Source organism: Corynebacterium gerontici (genome assembly GCF_003813985.1).
GTDB lineage: Bacteria > Actinomycetota > Actinomycetes > Mycobacteriales > Mycobacteriaceae > Corynebacterium > Corynebacterium gerontici.
Genome location: NZ_CP033897.1, coordinates 394,196 through 407,216 on the forward strand (window position 1 = coordinate 394,196; position 13,021 = coordinate 407,216).

The window sequence follows — 13,021 nt, forward strand, 5'->3', positions numbered from 1 at the left end:
ATCTTCTCCTGTTCTAGCGTTCGATGATTGCTGCGACGCCCTGGCCACCTGCGGCGCAGATGGAGATGAGGGTGCGTCCGGAGCCGCGCTGCGCCAAGGTCTTGGCGGCGGTGGCGAGGATTCGGGTGCCGGTGGCGGCGAATGGATGCCCGGCGGCAAGCGAGGAACCCTTGACGTTGAGTTTTGTCCGGTCGATGGAGCCGAGGGCGTGGTCGAGGCCGAGGTTCGTGCGACAGTATTCCTCGGATTCCCAGGCGGCGAGCGTGGCGAGCACCTGGGAGGCGAAGGCCTCGTGGATCTCGTAGTAGTCAAAGTCTTGGAGGGTGAGGTTGTTGCGCTCAAGAAGCTTTGCGACGGCATGCGTGGGCGCCATCAGCAGTCCCTCATTGCCGTGCACGAAATCGACGGCGGCGACTTCCGCGTCCACCAGGTAAGCCAGGACGTCCAGGCCGTGCTCATTGGCGAATTCCTCGGTGCCCAGCAGTGCTGCGGAGGCCCCGTCTGTAAGAGGCGTGGAGTTACCTGCGGTCATGGTTGCGACGGTGCCGTGCGCCTCGGCGTCTTTCTTGCCAAAGACGGGCTTGAGCTTGGCTAGCGATTCCAGGGAGGCGTCGGCGCGAAGGTTCGTGTCACGATTGACGCCGAGGTAGCTGGTGGTGAGATCGTCGAAGAAGCCTGCATCCCAGGCGGCGGCCAGGTGCTGGTGGCTCGCGAGCGCAAGTTCGTCCTGCGCCTCACGGCTGATGCCGAATTCGCGGGCGGTGATCGCGGCATGCTCGCCCATGGAAAGTCCGGTGCGGGGCTCGCCATTTTGTGGTGCTTCGGGTGCGAGCTGGGCGGGGCGGATGGAAGCGAGGGCCTTGAGCTTATCCCCTACGGATCGGGCGGAGGCTGCACGCAGGAGGGTGCGGCGGAGGTCGTCGCCAAGCACGAGTGGCACGTCCGATGCTGTGTCGCTACCTGCGGCGATGCCGGACTCGATGCGGCCGAGCGCGATGGCGTCCGCTACGGCGATGGTGACCGCGAGGGAGGTTCCGCACGCCTGTTGCACGTCGAGCGCTGGGGTGGCGGAATTGAGGTGGGATCCCATCACGGCTTCGCGGGTGAGGTTGAAATCGCGCGAGTGCTTGAGCACTGCACCGCCAGCGACCAGCCCGAGGCGGGCGTCTTGGAGCCCGTAGCGGGCGATGAGACCGTCGAGGACGGAGGTGAGCATGTCCTGGTTTGAAGCCTTCGCGTACTGCTTGTTGGAGCGTGCGAAGGGGATGCGGTTGCCGCCGAGGATACCCACGCGGCGTTGAGTGTTCTCATAGGTCATGATGAACTCCTCCGTTATATTTGTTAGTGAAAGAATATAAAGTGACTCAAAGCGCTTTTACCTTGAAATGTAAGCGTTGTCACGTTAGGCTGTGATTCACATCCTATACAAACTTTGGAGGAATGTCGTGGCCGCAAAGAAAAAAGGCTCCAACAATGCCGGATCATCCCTGCTCACCCGGGTTATCAACTCATCGGTGGCAGCCAAGGCAGGCGTGCCCCAGGGCTATCCGCTGAGGCGATTCGACCCCACCAAGCCTTCGCTCGACGGGCTCCTCGTGCTCGGGGGAGCGGGGCGCTTCAGCCAAGAGATCCGCCAGGCGTTGCAGGCCGACTATGAAATCGCGGGCCCAGAATTCCAGCTTGCTTCGGAAACCAAACGCGCAGCCCTCGTCTTTGACGCCACCGCGCTGCGCAGCCTCGAGGATCTTTGCGAGCTCTACACCTTCATCCACCCGCAACTCCGCCACTTGCAACCCAGCGCCCGCGTGGTCGTGATCGGCGCGGAACCGGGCGAACTTGACGGTGAGGCGCGCATCGTCGCCCGCGCGCTGGAGGGATTTACCCGCTCGCTTGCCAAAGAAATGCGCAAGGGCGGCACCGTGCAGTTGGTGTACGTTGCGCAGGGCGTGGAAACGCTCGCCCCGCTGGAGTCCACCTTGCGCTTCCTGCTTTCGGGCAAATCTGCATTCGTGGATGGCCAGATCATCCGGGTGGGCACGCAAGACGCCACCCCGGCAGAGAATTGGCATGCGCCGCTGGAAGGACGTTTGGCGCTGGTCACCGGCGCTGCAAGAGGCATCGGCGCCACCATCGCCGAGGTGCTGGCCCGCGATGGAGCCCAGGTGATCTGCGTGGACGTGCCGGGCGCAAGTGAGCACCTGAGCGCCACCGCGAACAAGGTCAAGGGGACCGCGCTCCCGCTGGACGTCACCGCCGAGGACGCCGCGCAGCAAATCGCCGAGCACGCGCAGTCCCGCTACGGGCGCAGCATCGACGTGCTGGTGCACAACGCCGGCATCACCCGCGACAAGTTGCTGGTGAACATGAGCGAGCAGCAGTGGGATCAAGTGCTCGCCGTGAACCTCATGGCACCGGTGCGCATCACCCAGAGCCTACTGGATTCCGGCGATTTGGCCGAAGGCGCCGCGGTGATCGGCGTGAGCTCCATGGCGGGTATCTCCGGCAATCGCGGCCAAACCAATTACGCCACCACCAAGGCGGGCATTATCGGGCTTGTCGACGCCCTCCGTGGCCCACTTGCAGCGCAAGGATCCACCATCAACGCGGTCGCGCCGGGCTTCATCGAAACGGCGATGACCGACGCGATGCCCACTGGCCCCCGCGAGATTGGCAAGCGAATGAACTCCCTCCAACAGGGTGGCAAGCCGGTGGACGTGGCCGAAACCGTGGCGTTTTTCGCCCAGCGCGCATCCTCCGCAGTCAGCGGCAACGTGGTACGCGTGTGCGGTCAGAACATCATGGGCGCATAAGGGGAAGGCATGCAGATTCAAACTCTTGAAAGCGTCCCCGAGCTCAGCGCGCTGTACCGGCGCGCTGCCGTCGAGGCACTTGGGGCAAAGCGCAGCGCCGACGATGACCCGCAGGTGGGCTTTCGTGTTGAAGGTTTAAGCATCGACGTGGATCACCTGGCCTCATACTGCGAGGCCACGGGCTTTCGTCTCGGCAATGAGGCGCCGATGCTCTACCCCTATGTGCTGGCGTTTCCCCTGGCCATCCTGTGCATGAACCATCCCACCTTCCCCTTCGCACCCATGGGCGTGGTGCACCTGGCCAATGAGATCCAGCAGCACCGCCCGCTTCGGGTGGGGGAGGAGTTTAGTGCTGAGGTGCGCGCCGAGAATCTGCGCCCGCATCGCCGTGGGTTGCTGGTGGACATGATCACGCGGGTGTTCGTGGGTGAAGAACTGGTGTGGGAACAAAACTCCACCTTCCTCAAAGTGGGGGCGAAGTTCTCATCCAAGGCGCCCACGGCCGTGCGAACCCGGGGCCAAGATGGTGCCCGCAGGCTAGAAGCGCAGGTGGATCGCGCGCGCACCCCCGAGGCACTCTTGCGTTTCACCCCTGCCGATGTGGCCCGCTACGCCGAGGCATCGGGGGATAAGAACCCCATCCACACCTCAAAGCTGGGTGCCAAGCTCTTCGGCTTCCCGCGCACCATCGCCCACGGCATGTTCACGCTAGCGGCGGTGCTCGCGGGACAAGAGGGGCGCATGGGCGAGGCTGTTCGGGTGCGCGCGGAGTTCCACAAGCCAGTGCTCCTGCCCGCACGCGTGGAAGTGATCCGCAATGGCGATGTGCTCACCGTCATCAAAGCGGGTGACCACCAGAAGGTGCACCTGGTGGTGGAGGTTTCCTAGATCTCCGTGGGCCAGGTGTGCACCGGATCGCCGCTTTGCTGATTGGCGATATAGGCCTTGAGCATCCGAGCGATGGCCTCGCGGCGACGCGGCGAATCGGGAGCATCCAGCAGATCGATTGCTGAATGCTCGCCCTTCGACTCAGCCAGAATGGCGGCGGTGGCGTTTTCTAGGGTCACGAGCTGCCATGTGGCACCGTTTTGCTGGGTGCGGGCACGGCCTTCGATGATGCTCAGGTTTTCGTCGATAAGCTCACGATCCACCTCAAGCTGCTTTAAGCCCTGCTCGGCGTACTCCAGCAGGTGATCGGTGACGAGCTTAGATACGGGAATGCGGCCAAGGGTAGGCCACTCAAGGTGGGCGTAGAGGCCATCGCGGGCGCCGGCGAAGAAGTTGCTGGTGGCGTCCTGGTAGGAAAGGCGCGACCACACGGGACGAGTTTGGCCAACCAAGAAATTGACCAAGCCGTAGTAGAAGGCGGCGTCGGCGACGATATCTGCCACACTCGGGCCTGCCGGAAGCAGGCGGTTTTCCACGCGGATGTGCGAAAGCTCAGTGTTTGGATCATAGATCGGACGATTCCAACGCCAGATCGTGCCGTTTTGCAGGTTCAAGTAGTGCAGGCCGGGCTTGCCGTCGGTGATGATCGGGGTGCCTGCCTCCACGCGGTCCTCGGGCAGGAGCGGGGAGAAGTAGCGAACGTTTTCCTCGAAGAGGTCGAAGGCACTGGTAATCCAGCGCTCGCCAAACCACACGCGCGGGCGTACACCCTGGGTGATCAACTCGGGCGTGCGGGTATCGATGGACTGCTCGAATACGGGAATGCGCGACTCGTGCCACAGCTTATGGCCTGCGAAGAGCGGAGAGTTGGCACTCAACGCTGCCTGCACACCGGCGATGGCCTGCGAGGCATTCCACGCCGCGGCGAAGCGATCGGGGGCTACCTGCAGATGAAGCTGGATGGAGGTGCAGGTGGATTCGGGCGCAACATCTTCAAAATCCTCGTGATAGCGCTCCTGGCGCTCCACATCGATGCGCACCAGCTCGCCGCGCGATTCCAAAACGGAATTAGAAAGCGCCTTATAGCGATTCTCGGGCGTCATCCAATCCGGGTTGTGCAAAAAATCGGTGGTGACACTGGGCAGGGTGCCGATCATGGCCACCTCCGCGCCGGCCTTGTGTGCGGCATCGCGGATGGTGGTGAGGCGTTTGGTCAGCCCATCACGCAGTTCGCGCAGGCCATCGCCAGAAATAGAAAGCGGCGGGTGATTGAGCTCTACGTTGTAGGCGCCGATCTCGGACTGGTATTCATCGGCGTGCTCCTTGGGCAGCGCGTCAAGCACATCGGCATTGCAGAGCTTTGGCTGCATATCCTCATCCACGAGGTTGAGCTCCAGCTCCAGGCCGATGGTGCCCTTATCAATGAATTCTGCTTCTTGCAGATGCCTATCAAACACCTCCAGGTCATCCATGAGGCGTTGGCGGTAGCGCGTGCGTTGGCGGGGCGTATAAGACTCGGTGCTCACTGCATCTCCCATGGAACCTGAGTATATGCGCGGTTTGGCATGGATGTTTGCTTCGCTTTTCGACGTTCCCGCGTGGTGGATCTTTTGTGGGGTTGCGGGGAGGTGGTGGGGTTGGGGGCGTGGAAGTTTCCACGAATAATCGTGGAAGTTTCCATTGCTCAGCGTGGAAGTTTCCATGGCTCGGCTGTTTTTGGCGCCAGGGGGGGGCGAAAATTGGAGGAAGTATTCTTCCCTTTAAGGCGATTTGTGCGTCCGTTGGAAGCTGAAATTGGTTGAATCGGAAGAAAGGTTCCACCAGGTTGGCCGAGAGCCGGGAAGAGCGTATTGAACTCTCGGTCGGCGTGGGATGGGCGCCTCGCCCGCTGGCGTTGCATCTGCGGATGAACTCGGCATTTCGATTCGGAACGCGAGGAAATGATTCATGCTGACTAGATAGCAGCGTGCCGATTTGATCGGCGCATCCGGCCTTGCCCTCCGTAACATTGAAAAAGGACAGCACTAGCCTCGGCATTGGCGTGGTGCTCGTGGCGGTAGGGTTGTCCGAGTCCTACATGTCTACGATTGGTGGGCGATACTGCAGGTTATTTTTCCATACGCTGTGCGTCACAGACTGACGATCTGGCCGGATGTCCCAGCTATTGCATCGCGTTCTGTCATTGGCTAACCTATAAAGCACTTGGGCTGATCGAGAGATCCTGGTCCACCCCCGAGGTGGGGATATCCCCACCAAAAGGAGGCGAGGCTTAAGCCTCGCCTCCTTTTCAATTGGGGCTTAAACGATGCATGGCGGGGTGAAATTGCGGGAACTGAGTGTGTTTGTCGATGAATCCGGTGATTTCGGCCCCTTCGCCCCTCACTCGCCGTACTACATCTTAGGCCTAGTTCTGCACGACCAGGGTGAGAGTATCGAGTCTGAATTGCAGCAAATTCACTATGTCTTGGAGCAGCATGGCTGGTCAGGGTGCCATAGCATCCACACCGCTCCGCTCATTCGCAGAGAGTCAGACTATCGCTTTGTAGACAAGAAAGAGAGGTGGGCTCTCTTCTCGGCGCTTGCTACTTTTACGAGAAATAGCGAGATTTTGTGGAATTCCTTCCTGGTAGAGAAAAGTCGAAACGGCAGCGCTGACCAGATATACCGTGAATTGAATAACCGGGTTGAAGACTGGCTTGGTGAAATTGGGGAATATCTTCGTCAATTCGGCAGGATCATTGTTTACTATGATGGTGGCCAGGCGGAAATCAGCGCCCTCCTGCAAGCGATTTTTGAAAAGATGCCTATCGAGACTCAATTCCGAAAGGTGAAACCTGCTGACTATTCTCTGTTTCAATCGGCGGACCTATTGTGCACGCTGACGCTTTTGGCTGAGAAAGTTAGCCGAAACCACTTGTCCAAATCAGAAGAAGACTTCTTTCGGACCCCAAAATTTCCAGCGCACAGAAATTTGAGAAAGAACTTCCTGAAACTATTAAAACAAAAGCAGAGATGGTGAACGAGTCCGTCAGTGTGAAGATTTATGGCAGGTCTCTTGGTAGTACAAATTTGTTTGAGAGAGGGCTGGATAAAAACCGTTCGTGCCACTGAAATCTTTACAGCTTGAAAATTGGGTCTTATCGTAAATCGCTCGTGACTTGGGGCACCTACACCTACTTCAGCCCAACCCCCACCCACCGGGTGCAACCACCAAACCCCATCGGCGCCTTCGTGCGATACTAAAAGGCGTGGCTAAAAAGAAAATCGCGAACGTCCTGTCCAACCGCTACGCATCCGAGGCGCTGGCAAGCCTGTGGAGCCCTGAGTCCAAGGTGGTGCTTGAACGCCAGCTCTGGATCGCTGTGATGAAGGCGCAGCGCGAACTGGGCGTGGACGTCCCCGCCGAAGCCATCCGCACATACGAAGATGTGCTGGATCAGGTGGATCTGGCCAGCATCGCGGAGCGTGAGAAGGTCACCCGCCACGACGTGAAGGCGCGCATCGAGGAGTTCAACGCCTTGGCTGGCTATGAGCACGTGCACAAGGGCATGACCTCCCGCGATCTCACCGAGAACGTTGAGCAGCTCCAAGTCTTCCGTTCCCTGGAGCTCATCCACGGCAAGGCTGTGGCCGTCGTGTCCCGCCTGGCTGAGCACGCCGCGAGTTACAAAACCTTGGTGATGGCTGGCCGTTCCCACAACGTTGCCGCACAAGCCACCACTTTGGGCAAGCGCTTCGCCTCCGCCGCAGAAGAGATGCTCGTCGCCATCGAGCGGGTAGAAAACCTGCTCAGCCGCTACCCGCTGCGCGGCATCAAGGGTCCGATGGGTACCGCTCAGGACATGCTCGACCTTCTTGGTGGCGACGAGGCCAAGCTCGCCTCCCTGGAAACGCAGATCGCTGATTATCTGGGCTTCGCCAATGTCTTCGATTCCGTGGGCCAGGTCTACCCGCGTTCCCTGGACTTCGACGCCGTATCCGCCCTGGTGCAGTTGGGCGCTGGCCCATCCAGCCTCGCAACCACCATCCGCCTGATGGCTGGTAATGAAACGGTCACGGAGGGCTTCAAGGAAGGCCAAGTGGGCTCCTCGGCCATGCCGCACAAGATGAATGCCCGCTCCTGCGAGCGCGTGGGCGGCATGCAGGTGATCTTGCGCGGTTACCTCACCATGCTGGCTGATCTTTCTGGCCAGCAGTGGAATGAGGGCGACGTGTTCTGCTCCGTGGTGCGCCGCGTAGCTCTGCCGGACGCTTTCTTCACTATCGACGGCATGTTTGAAACCTTCCTCACCGTCTTGGATGAGTTCGGCGCTTTCCCGGCGATGATCGATCGCGAATTGGAGCGCTACCTGCCCTTCCTCGCCACCACCCGCATCCTCATGGCCGCGGTGCGCGCCGGCGTGGGCCGCGAGACCGCCCACGAAGTGATCAAGGAAAATGCCGTGGCAGTGGCGCTGAATATGCGCGAAAACGGTGGGGAACAGGAGCTCGTCGAAAAGCTTGCAGCGGATGAGCGTCTGCCCATGAACCAGCAGGAGATTGAGGCGGCGCTGGCGGACCGTCATGCGTTTATTGGCTCCGCGGAGTCGCAGGTGGAGCGTGTGCTGGCTCGTGTGCGTGACCTGATCAATCGTTACCCAGAGGCCGCCCAATACACCCCCGGTGAGATTCTCTAGAGCATCTGAGTTTCGGGCGCGGGGCGTGAAGTCTACACTGTGGATTTATGCGCCCTGAGCTTTCAACTTATGCACACTTGTCTGCGGGCAAAGTCCGTGAGATGTACGAAATCGACGAGGACCGCCTGCTCATGGTGGTTTCCGATCGGATTTCCGCATACGACCACATCCTGGATCCCGAAATTCCCGACAAGGGGCGCGTGCTCACCGCGATGAGCATGTACTTTTTCGAGAATCTTGACTTCCCCAATCACCTGGCTGGGTCTATCGACGATCCCGCGATCCCCGAATCGGTACTGGGTCGCGCGATGGTGTGCAAGAAGCTCAAGATGCTGCCGTTTGAATGCGTGGCGCGCGGCTACCTCACCGGCTCTGGCCTGAAGGAATACGAGGCCACGGGCTCCGTGTGTGGCGTGAAGCTGCCCGAAGGCCTGGAAGAGGCAAGCAAACTGCCCGAGCCGATCTTCACTCCCGCCACCAAGGCTGACCTGGGCGACCACGACGAAAACGTGAGCTTTGAGTACGTGGCGGAGAAACTGGGGGAGGCCCGTGCCAACGAGCTTCGCGACGCCACCCTCGCCATCTACAGCAAAGCCGCCAAACTGGCCGAAGAGCGCGGCATCATTCTCGCCGACACCAAACTGGAATTCGGCATCGATGAAAACGGCACCTTGGTGCTTGCCGACGAAGTCCTCACCCCCGACAGCTCCCGCTACTGGCCGGCGGATGGATATGAGCCCGGCCAGGTGCAGCCGAGCTTTGACAAGCAGTATGTGCGCAATTGGCTTACCAGCCCCAAGTCAGGTTGGGACATGAAGTCCACCGCGAACCCGCCACACCTGCCTGGTTCAGTGGTGGAGGCAACGCGTGAGCGCTATATCGAGGCCTTTGAGCGAATCACCGGCAAGAAGTTCCACGATTGGATCGGCTGCTGCGTCTAAGTGGTGTGTAGGTGGTGTGCCCGACGTAAGCAGGCGCTCACGCTAAGAGCAATGTTGCCCCATCTCTTTTGAGGTTGAGCTTTGTTGTGGAAATAGCGCAGCACCCCCGTTTGAGGGTAGATTGGGGTGATCAGTGCTTTAGGGGGCTTGTTAGATGACTGCCGTGCTCGCCATTGAAAGAGCGCAACCGATGTCACCTCACGCTCTCGGTTATCTTCTCCGGAGCAACCCCCTGTATTCGTCAAAAAGTTAAGCCTTGCCTAATCTTTCCCTGTTCCGGTTTTTCACGCCATAAACAAGGGAAAAGGGAGGCAATCCATGCTGAAACCCATTAAGCGCTTGGGCGCCATCGTTGCCGCGAGCGGCCTGATCCTCGCGGGCTGCTCGGATGCGCAGCAGGGGGCGTCGACAAGCGAAGAAGCAGCGAGCAAAGGCAACTTCACCATCACTGACGTCGCCGGCCGCGAAGTCAGCCTGGACAAAGCTCCCGAGCGCGTGGTGCTTGGCGAGGGGCGCGGCGTGTTTGCCACCGGCATCCTGAACAAAGAGGAGCCACTGGAGCATGTGGTGGCCCTGGGTAGCGACCTCAAGAGTGCAACCCCTGATTACTACAAGCACTTTGAGCAGCAATTCCCCAAGGTCAATGATCTGCCCGAGATCGGTTCGGTGAAAAAGGGCGACGTCACGGTAGAAAACCTCGTGAGCCTCGACGCTGACCTCCTGCTGCTCACCATGGATCAATACGACGCCGCCAAAACCACCGGCCTGGATAAGCAGATGGATGACGCTGGCCTGAAGTACGCGATGATCGACTTCCGCCAGCATCCCATCGAGAACACCACGCGTTCCATGGCCATCTTTGGCAAGGTCTTCGGCCACGAGGACAAGGCTGAGGAGTTCAACGACCAGTGGCAGAAGGTGGTCGATGAGGTGAAGGAAAAGGCCGCCAAGGGCGAAGGCAAGCGCACCTTCCTCTGGCGCGCGGCGGGCATTAGCGATTGCTGCGGCACCTGGAATGATGCCAACATTGGCGAGCTCATCAACTTCGCTGGGGGCAAGAACCTCGGCGATGAAGTCCTCGACGCCGAATCGGGTGCGGTGACCCCCGAAAAGGTGCTCGAAATGCAGCCTGAGGCCATCATCGCCACCGGCGGCGACTGGGGCTCCAAGGTAGGCAAAGATGGTGCTGTTGGCTACATCGCACTCGGCTACGACATTGACCAAGCCAAGGCTCAGGCCTCCGTGGATAAGGCCGTTGAGCTGCAGCCCGGCTTTGATCAGCTCAAAGCCTTCGAAGATGGCACCTTCCACGCCATGTGGCACCAGTTCTACAACTCGCCTTTCAACTACGTAGCTCTGTTGCAGATTGCAAAGTGGGTCAACCCGGATCACTTCAAGGACGTTGACGTGGACGCCGCTTGGAGCGAATCCCAGGAGCAGTACTCGCCGATTGGCGATGAGGGCACCTTCTTCAGCACCGCAAAGGCAAGCAAGTGACGGCTCTTGCCACCAAGCCTGACGCCCAGGCGCTCGTAGCCCAGCACCGGCATACCGTTCGTAAACGGCTCGCCATCGTGCTGGGCCTCACGGCTGTCACCCTTGTGGCATTTGTGGTTTCTACTGCCGTTGGCGCACTGGACATTTCGCTTTTCGACGTCCTCCGTGCCATCTTCAACCCCTCCTCCCTGGACGAACAGACCAAAACTGTTCTGTGGAAACTTCGTCTGCCCATGGCGGTGATGGCGCTACTGGTTGGGGCTGGACTGTCGCTGGCTGGCGCGCAGATGCAGACCATTCTGAGCAACCCTTTGGCCGAACCTTTCACGCTTGGGATCTCGGCGTCGGCGGCGTTTGGCGGGGCAGCGTCCATCGTTTTGCAAATCCAGGTCATCAGCCAGCCGCAGCTCAATATCGCACTCATGGCTTGGTGTTCCGCGGCGATCGCCACGGTGGTGATTGTGGTGGCCTCCATCTTCCGCGGTGCGAGTGCTGAGACTATGGTGCTACTGGGCATCGGCCTGGTGTTCTTCTTCCAGGCGTTGCTTGCGTTGATGCAGTACCACTCCTCGGCCGACGCGCTGCAGCAGATCGTGTTCTGGTCCATGGGTTCGCTTACCCGCGCCAATTGGATGGCGAACGCGATTCTCTTCGGCGTGCTAGTTGTGACTGTGCCGATTTTCTGGGCACTGAGCTGGAAACTTACCGCTTTAAGGCTTGGCGACGCCCGCGCCGCCGCCATGGGTATCGACGTAGCCAGGCTACGCATCGTGGTTTTGGTGCTGGTGTCGTTGATTGCTGCCACCACGGTGGCCTTTGCCGGCATCATAGGATTCATTGGCCTGGTTGGCCCGCACATTGCCCGCATGCTCGTTGGTGAAGATCAGCGCACATTCTTGCCCGCATCGATGGCTGCAGGAGCTGCGGTGATGTGCGCTGCACACGCGCTCAGTCTGCTCGTGCGCCCGGGGCTGGCCATCCCCATCGGCATTGTCACCGCAGTGCTCGGCGTTCCCTTCTTCATTGCCATCGTCCTTACAAGGAGGCGTTCTCTATGGTGAGCTTGGAACTTCGCAATGTATCGGTAGGCTACGGCTCGCGCGTGGTGCTTGAAGGCGTGAGCTGCGCGCCACTTGAAGGCGGGAAGCTGGTCGGGCTGCTGGGCCCCAACGCCTGCGGCAAGTCCACGCTGATCAAGACCATCGCCGGGGTGCACAAAAGCTTGGGCGGCGAGGTGCTGCTTCGGGGAACACGGGAGCGGCCAGGATATGTGCCCCAAGGCCTTCCGGAATCGGTGGCGCTCAGCGCCTTTGAGTCCGTGCTGATCTCCGCGCGGCGGGTCTGCGAGGACCCGATGCAAGCCACAGGCGAAGTGCTTGCCGCCCTGGGATTCGGCGAGATCGCCGGGCGCTACCTCTCGGAGCTGTCTGGTGGGCAGCGTCAAATGGTGGCCGTGGCCCAAATGCTGGTGAGCAACCCCGAGGTCATGCTCTTAGACGAGCCCACCTCCGCCCTTGACCTGCACCGACAACTCTTCGTGCTTCAAACAGTGCGCGAGCGGGCGCGCGCCACTGGGGCATTGGGCGTGGTGGCGATCCACGACATCAATCTGGCCGCCAGGCTTTGCGACGAGCTTATCGTCCTACACGCAGGCAAGTTGCTGGCTCAGGGCACGCCCGAAGATGTGCTCACCCCGGAGCTGTTGCAGCAGGTGTACCAGGTGCACACCGACATTTTCAGCCACCGCGATCTACCCGTCGTGATTCCGACTGCCGTGGCGGGGGAGGCTGAAGACTCTGCGCCTGAGCAGGCGCGCCTTCGGGTGGGCTAACACCTAATGAGCGCGTTCTATTGCTGCTGAATAACCGGGACAAACGCGCAAGGTCCCGGAACAGACGCCGAAACAGCAGTAAGGGGCTTCGTGCGGCGGAAGCGCAAGGAAAAACAGAGATGTTGGAACCATGCGAACTTTCGTCGTCGTCGCACAACGCGGTGCCCAGGACGTGTGGGTATTGGAATGCCCAGCGCTGGGCGCCGTCTCCCAGGTGCAGGATCTGGATCGCGCCACTGAAGAAATGCGCGAGCCCATCAGTTATCTTTCAAGCCTTGATCAATCAGCATCAGGATCGAGGTGCGCGAAGTCGCCTCAGCCCGCCTGAATCCTCAGGCTAGCCCCACATCCGAGTCCGGCACCCCCAGCAATCGGACC

At 60.2% G+C, this 13,021-nt stretch carries 11 protein-coding genes; 9 read left to right on the forward strand and 2 right to left on the reverse strand.

Translation table 11 applies throughout. From position 1 onward, the window contains the following. Positions 1 to 13: 13 nt before the first annotated feature. On the reverse strand, positions 14 to 1,318 hold the full coding sequence (locus CGERO_RS01860; RefSeq protein ID WP_123933213.1) for an acetyl-CoA C-acetyltransferase: 1,305 nt from the start codon (positions 1,316 to 1,318) through the stop codon (positions 14 to 16). Between the two features lie 127 nt (positions 1,319 to 1,445). Between CGERO_RS01860 and CGERO_RS01865 the strand changes: the two genes are divergently transcribed. Further along, positions 1,446 to 2,810 (forward strand): 3-oxoacyl-ACP reductase, encoded by a 1,365-nt coding sequence (locus CGERO_RS01865; RefSeq protein ID WP_245998859.1) that lies wholly within the window; start codon positions 1,446 to 1,448, stop codon positions 2,808 to 2,810. Positions 2,811 to 2,819: 9 nt separating this feature from the next. Continuing rightward, positions 2,820 to 3,698 carry a MaoC/PaaZ C-terminal domain-containing protein gene (locus CGERO_RS01870; protein WP_123933214.1) on the forward strand — a complete coding sequence of 293 codons (879 nt, stop codon included), beginning with the start codon at positions 2,820 to 2,822 and terminating at the stop codon, positions 3,696 to 3,698. Here the strand turns inward: CGERO_RS01870 and CGERO_RS01875 are convergent. Further along, positions 3,695 to 5,236, reverse strand: a complete 1,542-nt coding sequence (locus CGERO_RS01875) for a glutamate-cysteine ligase family protein (RefSeq protein ID WP_123933215.1) — start codon at positions 5,234 to 5,236, stop codon at positions 3,695 to 3,697. The two genes, CGERO_RS01870 and CGERO_RS01875, sit on opposite strands and share 4 nt — an antisense overlap. An 800-nt stretch (positions 5,237 to 6,036) precedes the next feature. On the opposite strand from CGERO_RS01875, the gene CGERO_RS01880 reads away from it, so the two are divergent. The 7 genes from CGERO_RS01880 to CGERO_RS01910 all read left to right on the forward strand — a co-directional run bounded on the left by CGERO_RS01880 (position 6,037) and on the right by CGERO_RS01910 (position 12,971). After that, positions 6,037 to 6,717: a DUF3800 domain-containing protein gene (locus tag CGERO_RS01880; protein WP_123933216.1), complete on the forward strand. Its 681-nt coding sequence runs from the start codon at positions 6,037 to 6,039 to the stop codon at positions 6,715 to 6,717. 229 nt (positions 6,718 to 6,946) lie between these two features. After that, positions 6,947 to 8,374 carry an adenylosuccinate lyase gene (gene purB / locus CGERO_RS01885; RefSeq protein ID WP_377017969.1) on the forward strand — a complete coding sequence of 476 codons (1,428 nt, stop codon included), beginning with the start codon at positions 6,947 to 6,949 and terminating at the stop codon, positions 8,372 to 8,374. A 47-nt stretch (positions 8,375 to 8,421) separates the two neighbouring features. Continuing rightward, a complete protein-coding gene (locus CGERO_RS01890) occupies positions 8,422 to 9,315 on the forward strand; it encodes a phosphoribosylaminoimidazolesuccinocarboxamide synthase (RefSeq protein ID WP_123933217.1) in 894 nt (297 codons plus the stop codon). A gap of 318 nt (positions 9,316 to 9,633) precedes the next feature. Beyond that, the gene (locus CGERO_RS01895) at positions 9,634 to 10,812 is read left to right on the forward strand and encodes an ABC transporter substrate-binding protein (RefSeq protein WP_123933218.1); all 1,179 of its coding nucleotides are present in this window, start codon (positions 9,634 to 9,636) and stop codon (positions 10,810 to 10,812) included. Continuing rightward, positions 10,809 to 11,873, forward strand: a complete 1,065-nt coding sequence (locus CGERO_RS01900; protein ID WP_123933219.1) for a FecCD family ABC transporter permease — start codon at positions 10,809 to 10,811, stop codon at positions 11,871 to 11,873. Before CGERO_RS01895 ends, CGERO_RS01900 begins: the two co-directional genes overlap by 4 nt. Further along, on the forward strand, positions 11,867 to 12,643 hold the full coding sequence (locus tag CGERO_RS01905) for an ABC transporter ATP-binding protein (RefSeq protein ID WP_123933220.1): 777 nt from the start codon (positions 11,867 to 11,869) through the stop codon (positions 12,641 to 12,643). The genes CGERO_RS01900 and CGERO_RS01905 overlap by 7 nt, the downstream gene beginning before the upstream one ends. A 130-nt stretch (positions 12,644 to 12,773) precedes the next feature. Continuing rightward, a complete protein-coding gene (locus CGERO_RS01910; protein WP_123933221.1) occupies positions 12,774 to 12,971 on the forward strand; it encodes a hypothetical protein in 198 nt (65 codons plus the stop codon). The last annotated feature ends 50 nt before the right edge of the window (positions 12,972 to 13,021 follow it).

What these genes read in the sequence shown, in the direction of transcription:
- CGERO_RS01910 (WP_123933221.1), top strand. Translation starts at nt 12,774, where the DNA reads ATGCGAACTTTCGTCGTCGTCGCACAACGCGGTGCCCAGGACGTGTGG.
- CGERO_RS01860 (WP_123933213.1), bottom strand. Translation starts at nt 1,318, where the DNA reads ATGACCTATGAGAACACTCAACGCCGCGTGGGTATCCTCGGCGGCAAC.
- CGERO_RS01875 (WP_123933215.1), bottom strand. Translation starts at nt 5,236, where the DNA reads ATGGGAGATGCAGTGAGCACCGAGTCTTATACGCCCCGCCAACGCACG.
- CGERO_RS01870 (WP_123933214.1), top strand. Translation starts at nt 2,820, where the DNA reads ATGCAGATTCAAACTCTTGAAAGCGTCCCCGAGCTCAGCGCGCTGTAC.
- CGERO_RS01905 (WP_123933220.1), top strand. Translation starts at nt 11,867, where the DNA reads ATGGTGAGCTTGGAACTTCGCAATGTATCGGTAGGCTACGGCTCGCGC.
- CGERO_RS01895 (WP_123933218.1), top strand. Translation starts at nt 9,634, where the DNA reads ATGCTGAAACCCATTAAGCGCTTGGGCGCCATCGTTGCCGCGAGCGGC.
- CGERO_RS01890 (WP_123933217.1), top strand. Translation starts at nt 8,422, where the DNA reads ATGCGCCCTGAGCTTTCAACTTATGCACACTTGTCTGCGGGCAAAGTC.